20 protein-coding genes are annotated in these 18,376 nt (G+C 65.4%); 7 read left to right on the forward strand and 13 right to left on the reverse strand.

Translation table 11 applies throughout. The features are described from left to right. Positions 1-6: 6 nt before the first annotated feature. From K3725_RS00860 to K3725_RS00870, 3 genes are all read right to left on the reverse strand, one after another. Complete coding sequence (locus K3725_RS00860; protein ID WP_260017018.1) at positions 7-384, reverse strand: hypothetical protein; 378 nt, start codon at positions 382-384, stop codon at positions 7-9. 27 nt (positions 385-411) lie between these two features. Next, positions 412-1,173: a DUF6478 family protein gene (locus K3725_RS00865; protein ID WP_260017019.1), complete on the reverse strand. Its 762-nt coding sequence runs from the start codon at positions 1,171-1,173 to the stop codon at positions 412-414. An 82-nt stretch (positions 1,174-1,255) separates the two neighbouring features. After that, positions 1,256-2,095: a hypothetical protein gene (locus K3725_RS00870; RefSeq protein ID WP_260017020.1), complete on the reverse strand. Its 840-nt coding sequence runs from the start codon at positions 2,093-2,095 to the stop codon at positions 1,256-1,258. Positions 2,096-2,258: 163 nt separating this feature from the next. Between K3725_RS00870 and K3725_RS00875 the strand changes: the two genes are divergently transcribed. The 3 genes from K3725_RS00875 (at position 2,259) to K3725_RS00885 (ending at position 5,544) form a co-directional block, all read left to right on the forward strand. Further along, entirely contained in the window at positions 2,259-3,149 is an 891-nt protein-coding gene (locus tag K3725_RS00875) for a CPBP family intramembrane glutamic endopeptidase (RefSeq protein ID WP_260017021.1), read from the forward strand. Positions 3,150-3,212: 63 nt separating this feature from the next. Continuing rightward, complete coding sequence (accD, locus tag K3725_RS00880; RefSeq protein ID WP_260017022.1) at positions 3,213-4,163, forward strand: acetyl-CoA carboxylase, carboxyltransferase subunit beta; 951 nt, start codon at positions 3,213-3,215, stop codon at positions 4,161-4,163. A 112-nt stretch (positions 4,164-4,275) separates the two neighbouring features. Further along, complete coding sequence (locus K3725_RS00885; RefSeq protein WP_260017023.1) at positions 4,276-5,544, forward strand: folylpolyglutamate synthase/dihydrofolate synthase family protein; 1,269 nt, start codon at positions 4,276-4,278, stop codon at positions 5,542-5,544. 165 nt (positions 5,545-5,709) lie between these two features. Here K3725_RS00885 and K3725_RS00890 read toward each other — a convergent pair whose 3' ends face one another. Both K3725_RS00890 and zapE read right to left on the reverse strand, forming a co-directional pair. Next, the gene (locus K3725_RS00890; protein WP_260017024.1) at positions 5,710-6,615 is read right to left on the reverse strand and encodes a bestrophin family protein; all 906 of its coding nucleotides are present in this window, start codon (positions 6,613-6,615) and stop codon (positions 5,710-5,712) included. Continuing rightward, a complete protein-coding gene (zapE, locus tag K3725_RS00895; protein ID WP_260017025.1) occupies positions 6,612-7,688 on the reverse strand; it encodes a cell division protein ZapE in 1,077 nt (358 codons plus the stop codon). The genes K3725_RS00890 and zapE overlap by 4 nt, the downstream gene beginning before the upstream one ends. A gap of 204 nt (positions 7,689-7,892) precedes the next feature. Here zapE and K3725_RS00900 point away from each other — a divergent pair, with 204 nt between their 5' ends. Together K3725_RS00900 and K3725_RS00905 are read left to right on the forward strand one after the other, a co-directional pair. Further along, positions 7,893-8,414: a hypothetical protein gene (locus K3725_RS00900; protein ID WP_260017026.1), complete on the forward strand. Its 522-nt coding sequence runs from the start codon at positions 7,893-7,895 to the stop codon at positions 8,412-8,414. A gap of 121 nt (positions 8,415-8,535) precedes the next feature. Next, positions 8,536-9,789 carry an MFS transporter gene (locus tag K3725_RS00905; protein ID WP_260017027.1) on the forward strand — a complete coding sequence of 418 codons (1,254 nt, stop codon included), beginning with the start codon at positions 8,536-8,538 and terminating at the stop codon, positions 9,787-9,789. Positions 9,790-9,873: 84 nt separating this feature from the next. Here the strand turns inward: K3725_RS00905 and K3725_RS00910 are convergent, their stop codons facing one another. From K3725_RS00910 to K3725_RS00925, 4 genes are read right to left on the reverse strand one after another with little or no spacing between them, the layout of a single operon-like run. Further along, a complete protein-coding gene (locus K3725_RS00910) occupies positions 9,874-10,803 on the reverse strand; it encodes an alpha/beta fold hydrolase (protein WP_260017028.1) in 930 nt (309 codons plus the stop codon). Beyond that, positions 10,800-11,717 carry an ornithine cyclodeaminase family protein gene (locus K3725_RS00915; RefSeq protein WP_260017029.1) on the reverse strand — a complete coding sequence of 306 codons (918 nt, stop codon included), beginning with the start codon at positions 11,715-11,717 and terminating at the stop codon, positions 10,800-10,802. The genes K3725_RS00910 and K3725_RS00915 overlap by 4 nt, the downstream gene beginning before the upstream one ends. Positions 11,718-11,748: 31 nt before the next feature. Further along, positions 11,749-12,369, reverse strand: coding sequence for an HAD family phosphatase (locus tag K3725_RS00920; protein ID WP_260017030.1), 621 nt, complete (start codon positions 12,367-12,369; stop codon positions 11,749-11,751). A gap of 5 nt (positions 12,370-12,374) precedes the next feature. Further along, complete coding sequence (locus tag K3725_RS00925) at positions 12,375-13,337, reverse strand: DMT family transporter (protein WP_260017031.1); 963 nt, start codon at positions 13,335-13,337, stop codon at positions 12,375-12,377. A 399-nt stretch (positions 13,338-13,736) separates the two neighbouring features. On the opposite strand from K3725_RS00925, the gene K3725_RS00930 reads away from it, so the two are divergent. Further along, positions 13,737-14,075, forward strand: a complete 339-nt coding sequence (locus K3725_RS00930; protein WP_260017032.1) for an NIPSNAP family protein — start codon at positions 13,737-13,739, stop codon at positions 14,073-14,075. Here the strand turns inward: K3725_RS00930 and K3725_RS00935 are convergent. From K3725_RS00935 to fghA, 3 genes are read right to left on the reverse strand one after another with little or no spacing between them, the layout of a single operon-like run. Continuing rightward, entirely contained in the window at positions 14,072-14,530 is a 459-nt protein-coding gene (locus K3725_RS00935) for a YaiI/YqxD family protein (protein ID WP_260017033.1), read from the reverse strand. The genes K3725_RS00930 and K3725_RS00935 overlap by 4 nt on opposite strands. Beyond that, complete coding sequence (gene sthA / locus K3725_RS00940) at positions 14,527-16,023, reverse strand: Si-specific NAD(P)(+) transhydrogenase (RefSeq protein ID WP_260017034.1); 1,497 nt, start codon at positions 16,021-16,023, stop codon at positions 14,527-14,529. Before sthA ends, K3725_RS00935 begins: the two co-directional genes overlap by 4 nt. Before the next feature lie 18 nt (positions 16,024-16,041). Then, positions 16,042-16,875, reverse strand: coding sequence for an S-formylglutathione hydrolase (gene fghA / locus K3725_RS00945; RefSeq protein WP_260017035.1), 834 nt, complete (start codon positions 16,873-16,875; stop codon positions 16,042-16,044). 228 nt (positions 16,876-17,103) lie between these two features. Between fghA and K3725_RS00950 the strand changes: the two genes are divergently transcribed. Then, complete coding sequence (locus tag K3725_RS00950) at positions 17,104-17,445, forward strand: cupin domain-containing protein (RefSeq protein WP_260017036.1); 342 nt, start codon at positions 17,104-17,106, stop codon at positions 17,443-17,445. Here the strand turns inward: K3725_RS00950 and K3725_RS00955 are convergent. Then, positions 17,442-18,371 (reverse strand): AEC family transporter, encoded by a 930-nt coding sequence (locus K3725_RS00955; protein WP_260017037.1) that lies wholly within the window; start codon positions 18,369-18,371, stop codon positions 17,442-17,444. The two genes, K3725_RS00950 and K3725_RS00955, sit on opposite strands and share 4 nt — an antisense overlap. Positions 18,372-18,376: the final 5 nt, after the last annotated feature.

The raw sequence follows: 18,376 nt of genomic DNA on the forward strand, positions 1-18,376 counted from the left end.
AGGACCTTACATCGTTTCCAGGCAGTGGCGGCGGAAGGCGCGTTTCAGCATGTCGAGCTCGGCACGCAGCAGCTCCACCTCGGCGCGCAGGTCGTCCGCCACTGCCTCGCCCGCGATCAGGGTGAAATCGCCCAGCCGGGTGCTGTCTGCGGCATCGAAGATCACGAAGGTCTGCACGCCGTCGGCTACGGCCTCCGCCGGCACCGGCACGGCCACCAGCCAGTCGCCGTCTTTCTGGCCCTCGGTCAGGATCACGTCCCGGACCGGCTGATCCTGGAACATCACGGTGATTTCGGGCCGCGCGCCGGTGGCGGGGGCGTTGCCGATCTTGCCCTCCCAAATGCCGTTGCGGAAGCGGATCTTGGTCAGTGTCAGGCGGCTCATGTCAGGTCACTCATGGGGCAGGGTTCCTCAGATCGCCGCGCGGCGGTGGCGCGAGAAGGTCAGGTCGCGCAGGACCACCTGGTTCAGGTCGGGGGCTTCAAAGATCAAGTCGAGCCAGATCTTCTCGATCCGTTTTTCGTTCAGCTTGGAATAGGCGAGGTCGAATTCGACCACGATGTTCTTGTCGTCCTGGGGCAATTCGCGCACCAGCTGTTCGGTGTTGGGGCCGTGCTGGATGTTGAGGCGGGCGAAGATCTCGATCGGTTTTTCGGATTCGATGATGCTGTCGATCCGCAGCAGGTGCTGACGGGTGATGCCCTGCACCGCCTCGGGCGGCAGGTCGATCACCAGCGACAGGAAGGAACCGTCGAATTTGAACACATCCATGCGCAGGCCGAAGGGGGCAAGATCCTCCTCGCGGGTGTTACGGAGCTGGCGCAGGGTCAGTTCGGAAACGCTGCAGTCGTGGAACAGCTGCACCTCATCGCCCAGGCGGGCCTTGGGCGGGACTTCGGCAAGACCGCGCTCCGGCAAGGGGCCGCGCCACATCTGGGGCCGCCAGGACCAGTCGGTGCCATGCGGGCGCGGAAAAAAAGATGAGCCGATCTGCGGCAGCGCCAGGCGGCCGTCGGCAGTGTGGATGAGCCGGTCCAGATGGGTGCGCAGCTGGCGCGCCTGGTTGCGCTGGCGGCGCAGTTCGGCAAGCGGCGCGCGCGAGGAGTCCTCAGCCGCGGCGCGCCAGCGGCGCAGGCTGCGCAGGTGAAACAACCGGTCCATGATCCTGCCCATAGTGCTCTCTCTTGCCTGTTAAAAGGTCTTGTGTGCCTGTCCGGTCCCGCTGCGGGGCTGGCGGCAGTGTAACCGGTCGGGGCTATTGAAATAAACCGGCAATCCGCTGGCGCAGCCCGCGTTTTTTGCCTGTCTCTTCTGTGCTGTTTGCTGCCAGTGCCTGCAGTTCAGCCGGGCGCGGCTGCGGGCGCAGGCCAGGTGCGGGCGCCGGGAGGGCGGAGGCAGAGGCGCTGCGCGGCGGGGCCGCCGCGGTTTCCAGCGATGGCAGGGTGGAGGCCTCCAGCGTGCGGTGGGTCATCTCGTTCAGGAGGGCGGCGCCGTGGCCGCCAAGCGCCCGGCTGCCCTCTGGCGCATAAAGCGCCAGCGCGACAAGGTGGCGGTCGAGCACGAAGGCGCCGCGCCAGTGCACCGGGCTGGCGCTGTCGGCGACGGCGCCGGGGAACTCCAGCTTGACCAGCGGCAGGAGCTGGTCCTCGCGGGTTTCCAGCACCGTGGCGCCCGGGAACATGGCGGCGATGTCAGCGGCCTGCGGGGCGGCGGCGGCGGGTTTGGCCGGGCCGATCGAGGCGGTGAGCACCGCCGACTTACGGGCGCCGAACCAGTTTTGACGGCCCATCCGGCTGCAATGGGCCAGAAGGGCAAAGCCGCCGTCCTTGTCGGTCTGGCTGCTGCGCCGGTCGAAGCAATAGGCGCCGGGTGCGGCCAGAAGCACATTGCCGCCGCCAAAGGACATCACCTGGACCCCGGCCTGCGGCGTCTGGCTGGCGGTGCGGGAGGCAAAGGGCATCCCCTGGGGCGCGGGGCTGCATCCCGCCGCTGCGAGGGCTGCGAGCACAATCGCCGCCGCTGCGCCGCGCCGCTTGGGCGCCTTTCCGCCGGGCGCGGCAAAAGGCACGGGTTTCCCGTTGCTTGTTCTGATCACTGCTGGTCCTGCCGGTCTTGTTTTTTTACGGGAATCATTACGGAGCGGGGGGCGGGGCGGCAAGCCAGAACCGCCGGCAGGCGGGCCTGACTTGCCTTGGCGTTGCAGCAATGCATAACGTGGGCCGGATTGCCGCCTGATCCTGATGCGGCGCGGAGGACCAATGCACGACAGGCACAGCTACAGGGCGCATGAGGCGCTGGTGCGCTATGCCCGGCATCAGCCGGCGCTGTGGCGCCTGATGCTGGGGCTGGTGATGGTGGCTTCGGTCAGCTTTGCCCTGACGGCGGCGCTGCAGGTGGCGGTGGCGGGGATGTTCCCGGGCGACTGGCTGCTGGGACTGGCCGATGGCAGCACGCCGGGCGCGATGCTGGTGCTGCTGGGCAGCTTTGCCTTTCTGTCGCTGGGGGTGGCAATGGCGGCGCGGCTGTTCCACCAGCGCGGCTTTGCCACCGTGACCGGCCATCTGCGTCCGCTGGTGCATCAGTTCGGGCGGGTCAGCCTGTATCTTCTGGGGCTCAGCCTGCTGCTGATGGCCCTGCCGCCCTATGACATGGGGCCGCCGATGACCCGGAACCTGCCGTTCTGGACCTGGCTCGGCCTGCTGCCGCTGTCCATTGCCGCGGTGCTGGTGCAGACCGGATCGGAGGAGATCCTGTTCCGGGGCTATATCCAGCAGGCGCTGGCGGCCCGGTTCCGCCATCCGGCTGTCTGGCTGCTGGTGCCCTCGGCGCTGTTTGCGCTGGGCCATTACCTGCCGGCCGAGGCCGGGGACAACGCGCTGGTGATCACCGCCTGGGCCGGGCTGTTCGGGGTGCTGATGGCGGACCTGACCGCGCGGGCCGGCACCCTTGGCCCGGCAATGGCGGTGCATTTCTTCAACAACGTCACGGCGCTGCTCTTGTTCGGCTCTCCCACCAGCCTCAATGGGCTTGCGCTCTATCTGATCCCCTTTGATCTGGCGGACGTGCAGGCGCTGCGGCCGTGGATGGCGGTGGATTTCCTTCTGATGGGGGTCAGCTGGCTTTGCGCGCGGCTTGCCATACGCCGCTGATTGCAATTGCGGCAAATGCGCCTTATCTGGGGGGCAAACCGCGCCCCCGGAGAGGCAAGCAATATGAACTGGATCACCAACTACGTCCGGCCCAAGATCAACTCGATCTTTTCGCGCCGCGAAGTGCCCGAGAACCTTTGGCAGAAATGCGATGAATGCGGCACCATGCTGTTTCACCGCGAGCTGAGCGACAACCAGAACGTCTGCACCAGCTGCGGCCATCACATGAACATCACCCCGCGGGACCGCTTCACAGCGCTGTTTGACGGCGGTGTCTTCACCGAGATCGCGGTGCCGGAGCCGCTGGCCGATCCCTTGAAGTTCAAGGATCAGAAGAAATACCCCGAGCGGATCAAGGCGGCGCAGAAGAAGACCGGCGAGAAAGACGCGATGCTGGTGGCCGCGGGCGAGATCGGCCGCACGCCCATTATCGCCGCCGCGCAGGACTTCTCCTATATGGGCGGGTCCATGGGCATGTATGTGGGCAACGCCATCATCGCCGCGGCTGAGGAAGCGGTGAAGCTGGGCCGCCCGCTGGTCTTGTTCTCGGCTGCCGGCGGCGCGCGGATGCAGGAAGGCATCCTGTCGCTGATGCAGATGCCGCGCACCACCGTTGCGGTGGAGATGCTGAAAGAGGCGGGGCTGCCCTATATCGTGGTGCTGACCCATCCGACCACCGGCGGGGTGACCGCGTCTTATGCGATGCTGGGCGATGTGCATATCGCCGAGCCCAATGCGCTGATCTGCTTTGCAGGCCCCCGGGTGATCGAGCAGACCATCCGCGAGAAGCTGCCCGAGGGCTTCCAGCGCGCTGAATACCTGCTGGACCACGGCATGCTGGACCGGGTGACCCCGCGCACCGAGATGCGCGAAGAGCTGATCACCATCATCCGCATGCTGCTGGGGCTGCCGCCGCAAGTGGCGGGTGATCTGCCCGCGCCGGAGGCGGAAGCCGCCGCCAAGGCCGCAAACGCGCCGGCGGATGGCGCAGTCAGCGAAGAAGCTGCCGAGTAAACCGGTTTAGATAGATACGCATGGCCGAGAAGGCCGGTCAGCGCCCGTCCCTTCCAGGGCGGGCGCTGTTCTTTGCCACACACGACTTTCCGACCTGACAGGACCCAGGCTGATGACCCAGACCTCCGACGCGATCCTCGCCCGCATGATGGCGCTGCACCCCAAGATCATCGACCTGACGCTGGACCGGGTCTGGCGGCTCTTGGCGGCGCTGGACAACCCGCAGGACAAGCTGCCGCCGGTGATCCACCTGGCCGGCACCAACGGCAAGGGCTCGACCCAGGCGATGATCCGGGCAGGGCTTGAGGGGATGGGCAAGAGCGTGCACGCCTATACCTCGCCGCATCTGGCGCGGTTCCATGAGCGGATCCGGCTGGCGGGGGAGCTGATCAGCGAGGCGCATCTCACCGAGGTGCTGGACGAGTGCTATGCCAGGAACGGCGGCGAAAACATCACCTATTTCGAGATCACCACGGTGGCCGGCCTCCTGGCGTTTTCGCGCACGCCGGCGGATTACACCCTGCTGGAGGTTGGCCTGGGCGGGCGCCTGGATGCGACCAATGTGATCACGCCCAAGGTGTCGGTGATCACCCCCATCTCCATCGATCATGAGCAGTTCCTGGGCAACACGCTGGCCAAGATCGCAGGCGAGAAGGCCGGCATCATCAAGCGCGGCGTGCCGGTTGTGGTTGGCCCGCAGCCCGAGGAGGCGATGGAGGTGATCGAAGCCACTGCCGCCCGCCTTGGCGCGCCGCTGATTGCATACGGCCAGCACTGGCATGTCTGGGAGGAGCGCGGCCGGCTGGTGTTCCAGGATGAAAACGGCCTGCTGGACCTGCCGCTGCCGGCGCTCTTGGGTGCGCATCAGATTCAGAACGCCGGTGCGGCGCTGGCGGCACTGCGCCATCTGGGCGCGGATGAGGCGGCTTGCGAGGCGGCAATGGCGAACGCCGAATGGCCCGCCCGGATGCAGAAGCTGAAAACCGGCCCGCTGATCGGGGCGGCACCCGAGGCCGAACTGTGGCTGGACGGCGGCCACAACGCCGCGGCGGGCATTGCGCTGGCGGATGTGCTGGCGAAACTGCCGGCACGCCCCACCCATCTGATCTGCGGCATGCTGAACACCAAGGACGTGAGCGGCTACATGGCCCCGCTGGCGCCGCATGTTGCAAGCCTGACTGCGATTTCGATCCCGGATGAGATCAACACGCTGAGCGCCGAAGAGACCGAGGCCGCGGCCAAATCCGTGGGCATCGCGGCCGGCACGGCGGAGAGCACGATGGCGGCGCTGCAGGCGATCACCGCCAAGGACCCGCAGGCGCGGGTGCTGATCTGCGGCTCGCTCTATCTGGCGGGCCATATCCTGCGCGAAAACGGCTGAGGCTTACGGCTGCGGCGGGGAAAGTTCTCCCGCCCGGCTTCGACCTGCCGGTCTCACCCCGCCCAGCCCGGCGCCGCTGGCGCGGCTATTCTTCATCTTTCTGCAAATACTCCGGGGGGGAGGCCGTAAGGCCGAGGGGGCAGCGCCCCTTTTTTCCCTCCGCTCCTAGTCCAGTACGTAATCCACCGGCTCCAGCCTGGGCGGCGCCTCGCGCCCCAGCGCATTGCAAACCGAGATTTCCATCACCCGGCACAGGGCGCTGAGCGGCACTGAGTTGGCCTGTTTGCGGAACGGGTGCTCCAGCTCATGGGTGACCTCGGCGAGGCCGAAGAACACATAGGCCACCACCGCCGCCACCAGCGGCTCGAACCAGCCGGCGCTGTCCAGGAGCGCAAAGGGCAAGAGCAGGCAGTAGAGATAGGTCGTGCGCCAGACCAGCAGCGAATAGACGAAGGGCAAGGGCGTGGTCAGCAGCCGCTCGTTCCCGGCCTGGGCGGCGGGGAAGGCGGCCAGCCGTTCGGCCAGGGCGCGCTGGCCAAAGCCGTCGATGCGTCCCTCCTCTGCCATTTCGCGCAGGCGGGCGGCGATGTCGCGCAGGGCGGCGTTGGGGCTGTTCTCCGCCTGCATCAGCGGCTCTGCGGCTTCCGGCCCAACCCAATGCTCCACCGTCTCCCGCACTTCGTCACCGCGCAGCTGGGCGCGGTGCAGGTGGTGGAAGGCAAGGATGCGGGTCAGGATGAAGTCCTCGTCCGGGCCGTGGCCTGCAAAGATCCTGAGCTCCTGCGCCAGGCTGCGCACATCCGATACCATGCGGCCCCAGATCCGCCGCGCCTCCCACCAGCGGTCATAGGCGGCGTTGTTGCGGAAGCTGAGGAACAGCGACAGCGACAGGCCGAACACGCCCATCGCGGCGATGGAAATCTGCGGCATCGCAATGACATAGCGGTCGAGCACCAGTACGAGGAGCGCCCAGAGCGCGGCGCCGATGATGTTGGGCAGGATACGCGGCACAACCGATCCGTTCAGGATCAGGAAAATCTCCCGCCGCCGGGGCGTCTCACGCACGATCATGGGGTTTCGCTGCCCCAGTCCTTGTCCTGCATCTCACGCAGGCGGGAGGCGGTGCGTTCGAACTCAAAGGTGCCCTCGCCCTCGACATAGAGCATCTCGGGCTGTGCCGCAGCGGAGCAGATCAGCCGCACCTTGGCCTCATACAAAGCGTCGATCAGGGTCACAAACCGCTTGGCCTCGTTGAAGTTGTTGCGGGACAGGCGCGGGATGTCCTCCAGAACCAGAACCTTCACCTCCTCGGCGATGGCAAGGTAGTCGCCCGGTCCCAGCATCTTGCCGCAGAGGTCATAGAAGGTGGCGCGCGCCACCCCGTTGCGGAAGGCGGGCAGGGTGACTTCGCGGCCCTTCACCTCCAGCGTCAGCGGCTGCGCCGCGCCGCCGCCCGACAGATCCTGCCAGATCGCCCGGATCTGCGCCCGGGCCTCGCCGTCCACAGGCGCGAAATAGACCTGGGCGCCGGTCAGCCGGTCCTGCCGGTAGTCGGTGGCGCTGACCATCTCATGCACCGCCATATGCTCCTTGATCAGACCGATGAAGGGCAGGAACAGCTGCCGGTTGAGGCCGTTTTTATAAAGGTCGTCCGGCACCCGGTTGGAAGTGGTGATCACCGTAACGCCAGCGGCAAACAGCGCCTCGAACAGACGGCCGACGATCATCGCATCGGTGATGTCGGTGATCTGCATCTCGTCAAAGGCCAAGAGCCGCACCGACTGCGCCACCTCTGCCGCTGCCGGGGCCAGCGCGTCCTCGACACCGTCCTGGCGTGCCTGGTGCATCCTGGCGTGGATTTCCTGCATGAAGGCATGGAAATGCACCCGCCGCGCGGGGATGCCGTCCAGACTGTCGACAAACAGATCCATCAGCATCGACTTGCCGCGCCCGACCCCGCCCCAGAGGTAGAGCCCCTGCACCGGTTCAAACTCCGCCTTGCGGAAGAAGCCGCGTTTCACCGGCGGTGCCATCAGCCCTGCGGCGATGCGGTCGAAATGGGGCAGCACGGCCTCCTGGGCCGGGTCGGGCTTCAATTCGCCCGCGTCGATCTTCCGCCGGCAGAGCGTGGTCAGATGGGTCATGGCACAGGGATAGCGCGGGGCGCGGGGGATGGAAAGATAGGGCTTTGACTATGCCGCGCCAAAGCTGGTTGATAGATCTTGTTCGGCTTTATTGGCTTGCATCGATTTTGAAGATCAATTGGCCGATTGAAAATTGCTTAGCGCTGGAGCTGGTACCTTATGGGAAGACGGCACATTTTTCAGAAGAAAACAGTTGTGGCCTCATTGACGGCGGCAGTGCTGCTCTTGCCGCAAATAGTCATTGCTTCGGAGGGGCGGATTTCGGGGCTGGCGGCCTCTCCCTTGTTGCAGCGCATGGCGGAAAAAGGGGAATGGGAGGCTCGTGTTTCATCTGAAGCTATCCACTACACCTGTCTGACTTGTGTGGGCCGAGTGAAGGCGAGATTGGAGGTTTTGGCACCCTATGGCACTGGCTCGCATGCATCAGTCTGGCAAAGGTATCTTGCGGAGCGAAAGCAGTTCTGCGCTGATTTGGCTGCTTCACGAGAAGGACGCTGCGTGTCGACTGAGGCAAAGAAGTTGCGTGGCGGCGCATTGACGGGCTTCAGATCAGTACATGAAACGGACGCGTATCGTGTGATCTCAATTGGCCTGTTCTATCATGAGTATGGGTCTGGTCCCGAACTCATCCATACAACGATCCAGATGGACAGAGGAGTTGAGCTGGAACACGATCCTAGCTCTATGTTTCTGCATCACATGGCTCGGCCGACGATTTGGTATTGAAGGCGCAAAGGCAAGAGCAGCCGCTCTCACATCAAAATTTCTTAATGATGCTCGCAAAATTCCTGATTTGACCGGGTGGCAGATTTCCCTGACAGTTCACCGGCTTGTCAGGAGAGAGCCCATGGACCGTTCCGCGCCGCTGTTTACCCCCGTTCTGATCGTGGGCTGCATCATTATCATGGCAAGCTTTGCCGTGCGGGCCTCCTTTGGCGTCTTTCAGATCCCGATTGCGGAGGAGTTCGGCTGGCTCAGGTCGGAGTTCTCCCTGGCGATTGCAATCCAGAACCTGGCCTGGGGCATCGGGCAGCCGATCTTCGGCGCCATTGCCGAGAAGATCGGCGACCGCAAGGCGATCATCATGGGGGCGATTGTCTATGCCGCGGGCCTGGTGCTGAGCGCCTGGTCAACGACGCCGTTTGAGATGCAATCCTATGAATGGCTGGTGGGCTTCGGCATTGCGGGCACCGGGTTCGGCGTGGTGCTGGCGGTGGTCGGGCGGGCGAGCTCGGACGAGAACCGTTCGATGTCGCTGGCGATTGTCACCGCGGCCGGGTCCGCCGGGCAGATTTTCGGCGCGCCGACGGCGGAGTGGCTGCTGGGCTTTCTGCCCTGGCAAACGATTTTTCTGCTGTTTGCAGGTGTGGTGCTGGCGCTGATTGCGCTGTTGCCCTTGATGCGGGCGCCGGAGGCCGCCAGCAAGGCGGAACTGGAAGAGAGCATGGGGGCGATCCTGAAGAAGGCGTTCAAGGATCCGTCTTACACGCTGATCTTCCTGGGCTTTTTCAGCTGCGGTTACCAGCTGGCCTTTGTCACCGCGCATTTTCCGGCCTTTGTCACTGAGATGTGCGGGCCGATCCTGCCGGGCGGGGCGCTGCATTCCATTGGCATCACCACCACCTCGGCGCTGGGCGCGGCGGCGATTTCACTGATCGGGGCGGCCAATGTGGGCGGCACCCTGCTGGCGGGCTATCTGGGCAAGCGCTATTCCAAAAAATACCTGCTGGCGGCGATCTATACCGGGCGCACGATTGCGGCGGCGGCCTTCATCCTGTTCCCGATCACGCCGCTGAGCGTCATCATCTTCTCCGTTGCGATGGGGTCGCTGTGGCTGGCGACGGTGCCGCTGACCTCAGGGCTGGTCGCGCATATCTATGGCCTGCGTTACATGGGGACGCTCTATGGCATCGTGTTCTTCAGCCACCAGCTGGGCAGTTTCCTGGGCGTTTGGCTGGGCGGGCGGATGTATGATGCCTATGGCGACTACACCCTGGTCTGGTGGATTGGCGTTGGTGTCGGCGCGTTCAGCGCGATTGTGCATCTGCCGGTGAAGGAGCGTCCGCTGGGTCAGCCGGCTGCAGCCCCGGTGGCGGCGTAACGCGGCTGGCCTGCCGGGAGGCAGGCCGTGCGTTGCGGGTATTATTGACCAGAAAGAAGCAGCAACCGCGCCCAGCCGCTGCTTTCAGAGCAACCCGCGGCGGTGGTTTGCCGCGATGATCTCCAGCACTTGGTCGGTGTGGGTATAGGGCAGGCCGTGGCCGGCGCCGGGGACCTCCTCCTGGCGGACGGAGCGGGCGCGCTCTGTCAGGCGGCCGGCTGAAGTGGGCGGGATCACTGCGTCGTCCTGTCCCCAGATCGCCAGTGCGGGCACGCCTTTCTGGTGAAGGCCGCGCAATTCGGCAGTGAAATCCTCGTTCAGGATGCCGCGCAGCGAGGCGAGTACCGCGGGGATGAAGCCGCGGTACCGCAATTCCTGCTGCTGCAGCTCGGTGATGCCGGGCACCGAGGAGGGGAGAGTGCGCTCTGCCTCGGTGCCGCGGATGTGCAGGGACGGGTAGATTGCGTGCATCAGCCAGCTGCCGATCAGCGGAACATGGCGGATGATCTGCGTCACCCGGTCCGGGCTGCGCCCGAAGCCAGCAGGCGCCAGCAGGATCACCTCGCGCAGGCGTTCGGGATGGGCGGCGGCAAAGGCAGTGGCGATGGCGCCGCCCATGGAATAGCCGATCAGGGTGATATCATCGCCGGCCTCCTGATCCACCAGCAGCTCTTCCAGCTGGCTGAGGAAAAAGGCGCGGTCCTGCAGGCCGGAGGGCCGGTCAGAGTAGCCGCGCCCGTAAAGGTCGTAGGTCAGCACCCGGTAGCCCATGGCGCCCAGCCCCTTGGCGATGCCGTTCCAGACGAAGGACGGCGTGGTGAGCCCGTGCACGCAGACCGCAACCGGGCCGCGGTGGGGGCCGGTCCAACGGTAGTGGGTGCAGCCGCCGGGCAGCTGCGCCAGCGCGCCGGGGGCGGTCTGGCGGGCCCGGGCATCCATCGGCTTGCGCAAATGTTCGCGCAGGAAGGGGGCGAGGCCGATGGCAAGGACGGCCAGAAGCAGCAGCCAGATCATGTGCGGGCCTTCCACTTTTGCAGGATGTGGTGGCTGGCCATCAGGTCCAGATGGGCACCGCCGCCGTTCTTGAACAGGGTGATTTGCCCGGGGTCATAGGCGGGGAACCGGCTGAGGCTGTAGAAATCCGCCAGCACATCGCTGCGCTGGATGGTGCCTGCGGCCAGCGGTGTCATGAATTCGCCGATGTGGTCCAGGGTGGTGCCGAAGCTGTCGCAATAGATTTGCGCACGTGTAAGGGCTTCGTCATCGGCCTCACGCATGTCGGGGCGGTAGGCGCCGATCAAGTTGAGGTGCTGGCCGGGGCGGAGCCATGCGCCCTTGATCACCGGGACCGGGGACATGGTGCAGGTGACAATGATATCCGCTGCCCTGACGGCGGGTTCCAGATCGGGGGCGTGTTTAGTGCCGGGGTACTGGGCGCAGAGCTCCTGCGCCTTGGACGCGGTGCGGTTCCAGACCCGGATCTGCGCCTGCGGGAAACCGGCGGAGAAGGCCTCGATCAGGGAGCCGCCGACGGTGCCGGCGCCGACGATCAGCACTTCTTGCGCATCGGGGTTGGCGAGCCGCAGCGCGCCGAGCAGGCTGTCGCCAGCGGTCTTCCACTTGGTGACCAGATGGAAATCCACGAGGGCCTCAAGGGTGCCGTCCGCATCGGAGTAGAGGCACACCGAGCCGTTGATCATCGGCTTGCCCGCATCGGGGTTGCCGGGGAAGACATTGGCGGTCTTCACCGCCAGGCCCATGCCATCGATCCAGGCAGAGCGGCTGAGCAGCGTGTCAGACCCGCGGTAGAGGAAGGTATCGCCGATCTCTGCCTTGGGCAGATCGTGGCTGGCGGCCAGCGCGTCCGTGAAGGTGATCCAGTCGAGCAGCGCCTCGCCCTCGTCAAAGCTGATGAACGGGATGGTCATGGGCATGTTGTCCTTCATCCTGCGGGCCGTCTCAGGCGGCGTCCTGCTCTGTCAGCAGCCCCGCCTGCACCAGCAGCGCCGCAAACGGCGCGGGGGCGGTGAACAGGTGGGTCTGCCAGCCGCGTGCAGCGGCGGCCTCGATGTTTTCCGGGCGGTCGTCGGTGAACAGCAGCCTGCCCGGCGCCACCCCGGTTTCGCGTTCGAGAATGGCATAGATTTCCGGCTCCGGCTTGATGCATTTCAGATGCGCGGAGACAAATGTGCGGTCAAAGCCACGCAAGGCGGGGTAGGTGTTGCAGGCGAGCTCAAAGGTCTCGGCGCCGAAGTTGCTGAGAGCAAAGACCGGTATGCCTTTGGCCTGCAGTGCCTGCATCAGGCGGACGGAATGGGGGATGCCGCGCGGGACCATCTGCAGCCAGCAGTCGTGCCACCAGCGGATTTCCTCAGACCATTCGGGGTGCTGCTCTGCCAGCGCATAGACGCTGCCGCGGAAGGGGTGGCCGCGGTCGACGTTCAGGTTCATTTCCTCCAGCGGCACCTCGTCGAACAGCTGCTTGCGGCGGGCGGCGCCGATGCGGCTGTCGTAGAAGCGTTCCGGCTCCCACTCGATCAGCACGCGGCCAATGTCGAAGACGACGGCGTCAATGGGCATTGGGGTTATCCTTCTGCGCGCGGGCGGGGCCGCGGGGCGGGGCGGTTCTTGCGGGTTTCGCGCCAGACGGAGACCAGGCCCGAGGCAATGATCAGGGCGCTGCCGAGCCAGACCTGCAGGTCGGGCCATTCGTTGAAGATCAGCACGCCCCAGAGGACCGACATCGGCATCGCGATGTATTCAAAGGGGGCTGCCAGCGCGGCCTCGTTCATGCGGTAGGCCTGGCTGACCAGATAGCCGCCGGCGGAGCCCGCGATGCCGACACCGATCAGATAGGGCCAGTCCTCAGCCGCGGGCCAGATCCAGGCGCGTAGGATGAAGTCGAAGGCGGGGCTGTCGCCGGTGGCAAAACGCCCGTCGCCAAAGATCAGCCCGGCCAGCGCGCTGAGCAGCAGAAAGCCCAGCATCGGGTAGAAGGCGAGCGTCGCCCCGGCCTCGGACCCGCCTGCGCGGCGGGTCAGCACATGCAGGGTGGCATAGCCGCAGGCACCCAGCAGCGGCAGGATGGCGGCGGGCTGGAACGTGTCTGCACCAGGGCGCATGATGATCAGCACGCCCAGGAACCCGGCCACCACCGCGCCCCAGCGCCAGGGGCCGGGGCGCTCGCCCAGGAACAGGGCTGACAGGGTGGTGACGATAAGGGGCGTGGCAAAGGCGATTGCCACCGCTTCGGCCAGCGGCAGCAGGGTGAGGCCGGTGAAAAAGCAGATGTTGGCAAAGAACACCACTAGGCAGCGCAATAGGTGCAGCTTGGGCTGATGGGTGCGCAACAGGTGATAGCCGCCCTCCAGCGGCATGATGATGGCGAGCATGACGGCCACCGCGATGACGGAGCGGAACAGCACCATTTCATAGAGCGGATAGTCGCCGGACAGGAACTTGAAGATCATGTCGATGACAGAGAAGGCAATGCCGGCCCCGGCGGCGGCAAACAGGCCGGGGACGCTGATTTTGACTTCTGCGCTCATGCGGTTGCCCTCCCGTCTGCTGTCCTTGATCAGTGGCGGATTTGATCTGGCCGGGCAATGGGCGGAGGCGGAAAAATGCAATTTTCCGGGCAAAATTCCGGGCGGAATTTTAGGCCGCGGAACATGGCAGTTTGGGGTAGGGGAAAGGCTGGACTTTCTGCTGAGAAGCGGTTCAGGGGCAGGTCTGCCCTGAACGCGCCTGCCCGAGTGTGGGGCGGCCTGATCCCGCGTCAAGGCCAAGCCGTGCTAAAGCACGGTCCGCTGGCGCGGAGCCTTGACCCGGGAGCTGGCCTGCGGGCGCGTGTATTTGCGTTTGCGAACAGAGGGATCACGCAAAGTCATTGGGCACGGCGGGCAGCGGCGCTTAGGTTTGGCTGCAAACCAGCACATGAGGCGGCCATGATCACCTGTTACATCACTTACGAAATTCACCCGGACAAGGTTGAGGCCTTTGAGGTCTACGCCAAGGCGTGGATCCCGCTGGTAGAGCGCTTCGGCGGCACCCATCATGGCTATTTCCTGCCGCATGAAAGCGCCAATGATCTCGCGGTGGCGCTGTTTTCCTTCCCGTCGCTGGCGGCTTATGAAGACTACCGCGCAAAGAGTTTTGAGGATGAGGACTGCCTGGCGGCATTCCGGTTCGCCAGAGAAAACGGCATTGTCCGGCGCTATGACCGGACCTTCCTGCGCCCTGTTCTGGAGGGGGATCTGGCGCCGCTTAAGGCCGCGATGTCCTAGCGGCCCGCCTTGGCGGCGCGCAGTTCGCGCTCCAGCGCATCCAGGAAGCGGGAGCGGTCGGCCTTGGTGAAGCCCTTGCCGCCGCCCTGCATGCCCAGGGGGTTGGCGGCGCGCAGGTCGGCCATCAGGTCGCGCATCGCCAGCTGCTGGCCGATGTTGGCTTCGGTGAACCGCTCGCCGTTGTGGCGCAGCACGCGGGCGCCGGCCGCGATGCATTTGGCGGCCAAGGGGATATCCCCCGTCACCACCACGTCGCCGGGGCCGCAGCGGTCTGCGATCCACATGTCGGCCACATCGGCGCCCTCAGACACGATCACATTCTCCACCAGCGGATTCTGCGAGGGGCGCAACCCGCCGTTGGAGACCACGAACATGCGCAGCCCGTGGCGGGTGGCGATCCGCTCGGCCTCCTGCTTGACCGGGCAGGCGTCGGCGTCGATGTAAAGCGCGGTCACTCTGCCGCCTTCTTCTCGGCCGCGGGGGCTTTCTCCGCCTTGGCCTCGGGTTTGGCTTTGGTCTTGCGGGCGGGTTTCCTGACCTTGAACTCTTCCGGGATCGGCATCCGGTTGAAGGCGTCGAGGCCGGCGATTTTATAGGCCTCGGCCAGGGTCGGGTAGTTGAAGGTGTTCTGCACGAAGTAGTCCACCGTGCCCTTGAGGTTCAGCACCGCCTGGGCGATGTGGATCAGTTCCGTCGCGCCTTCGCCGACGATCTGCACGCCCAGCACCCGGCGGGTCTTCAGCGAGAACAGCATCTTGAGCATGCCGTGCTCCAGCCCCATGATGTGGCCGCGGGAGGTTTCGCGGAAGCGGGCGACGCCGACCTCGTAAGGGATGCCGCGCTCCTTCAGCTCCTCCTCGGACATGCCGCAGGTGGACATTTCCGGCACCGAGTAGATGCCGTAGGGGTACCAGGGGCTTTCCGGCAGGGTCGGGGTTTCCAGCGCGTGGCAGGCGGCAACGCGGCCCTGCTGCAGCGAAGTGGAGGCCAGCGACGGGTGGCCGATCACATCACCCGCCGCATAGATATGCGGCACCGCGGTCTGGTAGGTCTTGCGGTCCACGCTGAGGCGGCCGCGGTGGTCGGTCTTGAGGCCGACGGCCTCAAGGTTCAGGGCGGAGGTGGCGCCCATCCGGCCGGCTGCAAACAGCAGCATCTCGGCGCGCACGTGGCGGCCGTTGTCGAGGGTGACTTCGATATGCTCGCCTGCGTCCTCGATGCTTTCGACGGCGGAGCCGAGCCGCAGGTCAACGCCGTTTTCGCGTATCTGGTGGGTGAAGTCCTGGATCAGGGTCTTGTCGATGAAGTCGAGGAAGGTCTCGCGCGGCTCGATCAGGGTGACGCGCACGTCGAGAGCGGAGAACATGGTGGCGTATTCCACCCCGATCACCCCGGCGCCGATCACCACTAGCGAGCGCGGGATTTCTGCCATCTCCAGGAACTCGTCACCGTCCACCACGGTCCTGCCGTTGAAGGGCACGTAGTCCGGGCGGTAGGTCTTGGTGCCGGTGGAGATCAGGAATTTCTCTGCCGTCAGGCGGGTGGTTTCGCCGGCCTCGGTCGCCACCTCGACCTCATTCGGGCCGATGAATTTCGCCAGCCCCAGCAGGGTGTCCACGTGATTGCGGTTGAACTGGTGCTCCAGCACGTCGACCTCGTAATCGAGGGTCATGTGCAGGCGCGCCTTCAGGTCGTTGGCCTCGATCTGGTCCTTCACCCGGTAGGAGCGGCCGTAGAACGACCGCTCGCGCCAGCCGGAGAGGTTCAGCACGGTTTCGCGCAGGGTCTTTGACGGGATGGTGCCGGTGTGCACCGACACGCCCCCCAGCCGGTCCTTGCGGTCGATCACCAGCACCCGGCGGTGCAGTTTGCCCGCCTGGATGGCGGCGGCGCGGCCCGAGGGGCCGGAGCCGATGATGATCAGGTCATAATCAAAGTCTTCACTCATGGCCGCGTCCTTCGTTTCTTAGTTCTGGTACAGCGCGTCGGCGTGGAAGGAGACGTGCTCCTCCATGAAGGTCGACACGAAGAAATAGCTGTGGTCATAGCCTGGCTGCATCCGCAGGGTGGCCTGCTGGCGGCGTTCGGCGGCCGCGTGGGCCAGCGCCTCGGGCTTCAGCAGATCGATGAACTGGTCGGCGGTTCCGGTGTCGATCAGGACCGGGCCGTCAAACCCTTTCTCGCGCATCAGGAGGGTGGCGTCATGCTTGGCCCAGGCGGCTTCATCGTCGCCCAGATAGGCGCTCAGCTGCTTGCGGCCCCAGTCCGATGCGGTCGGGTTGGAAATCGGCGCGAAAGCAGAGACCGACTTGTAGCGGCCAGGCAGGTTCATCGCCAGGGTCAGCGCGCCGTGGCCGCCCATGGAGTGGCCGGTGATCGCCTGGCGGTCCAGGTCGATGGCGAAGGTCTCGCCCAGGAGTGCAGGCAGTTCCTCGGCGACGTAGTCCCACATGCGGAAATGCGGCGCCCAGGGGTCCTGCGTGGCGTTCACGTAGAAGCCTGCGCCCTGGCCCAGGTCATAGGCGTCATCGTCGGCCACGCCTTCACCGCGGGGGGAGGTGTCGGGGAAGACGATGGCGATGCCCTGCTCGGCGCACCAGGCCTGGGCGCCCGCCTTGGTCATCGCGTTTTCATGGGTGCAGGTGAGGCCCGACAGATACCACAGCACCGGCACCGGGCCGTCCTTGGCTTCCTCTGGCAGGAACAGGCCAAAGGTCATGTCGCCGCCGGTGGCGCTGCTGGCGTGTTTGTAGACGCCCTGGGTGCCGCCAAAGGCGCGGTTCTCGGAAACGGTTTCCATGGGTGAGGCTCCTCAAAATCTGTTAGCCCTACCGCTACCTGCTGAAGGCCTCAGGGTCCAGCGGATGGGCGGCAGCAATGCCGGTTTTTGCGGCACAAGGATTGCGAATTCGCAAATAACCGGGGCTTTGGCCGCCAGGAGGATGCCGCATTTGCGCAAGGGAGTGCTGGACAGCCGGTGCGAAAACCGGGACAGTCCGCCGCCAAGGCAAGAGGGAGGCACAGCGCCATGAGCGATTTTCTGAGACTGACACCGGAGGCCGCGGAGGCGGAGGTGGAGCGCCCGGCAGCGGAGAAGGTGCTGGCAGGCGATCCGGTCTTCACCACCTGGAACGCCGAGGAACGCGACGGGCTGTACTGCGGCATCTGGCAGTCGACACCGGGCAAGTGGCGGATTTCCTATGACGAGTGGGAATACTGCCGGATCCTGCAGGGGCGCTCGGTGATCACCAGCGACGACGGCACTGAATACCCGCTGGCGGCGGGCGACAGCTTTATCCTGCGGCCGGGTTTCAGCGGCACCTGGGAGGTGATCGAAACCACCCGCAAGGATTACGTGATCCGGCTTTAAGGGCCGGAGACCCAGGCGATCACCGCCGGCACGGTGACGATCGACAGAATGGTGGAGATGAAGATGGCGGCTGAGGCCCGGTGCGGGGCCACGCCATAGTGCTGCGCCAGCATATAGACATTGCCCGCCACCGGCAGCGATGCAGCAGCGATGGCAACGGCGGCTGAGAACGGCGCCGCCGGGATCAGCCACAGCACCGCGAGGGCGACACAGGCCGGGTGCAGCACCAGCTTGGCAAAGCTGAGCCAGCCTGCGACCTGCACCCGTTCCGCCGATTTCGAGGCGAGCGAGGCGCCAATGGCAAACAGCGCGCCGGGCGTTGCGGCGCCGCCGAGGATGGTGAGGAAATCGTTTGCCGGGCCCGGGATCGGCAGGGCGGAGGCCGACCAGGCAAGGCCCGCGACAATGGACAGGATCATCGGGTTTTTCATGAGGCCCAGACCGACCAGTTTCAGGGTCGCCGGACCAAGCCCCTGGCCGCGGCCCGCGTTGATCAGGATCACGATCAGCGAGGAGAACACCACCAGATCAACGCTCAGCACCACCATCATCGGCGCCACCGAGGCCGGGCCGAACAGGATCGCCATCATCGGCAGGCCCAGAAAACCCACATTGCCGATTGCCGCGCATTGCGCCTCAACCGCTGCGGTGGGCACGTCCAGGCCGCGGGCCATGGCGACGGCTGTCACCAGCAAATAGACCGCGAGGGTGCCCGCCAGATAGCCAAGGATCAGAGTGGGGTCGAAGACCTCGGCAAAGGTGAGGTTGGCGGCAAAGCCGAAGATCATCGCCGACAGCGGGAAGTAGAACACAAAACGGGTGAGATAGGCGGTGGCGTCCTCGGTGAAGAAGCGGCTGCGCCCGGCCCAGTAGCCAAGGCCGATGATTGCGAAGAAGGGCAGGGTGCGGAAGAAGATCTCAGCCATGGGGA

Origin of the sequence: Leisingera sp. S132 (assembly GCF_025144465.1) — a bacterium.
Lineage (GTDB): Bacteria > Pseudomonadota > Alphaproteobacteria > Rhodobacterales > Rhodobacteraceae > Leisingera.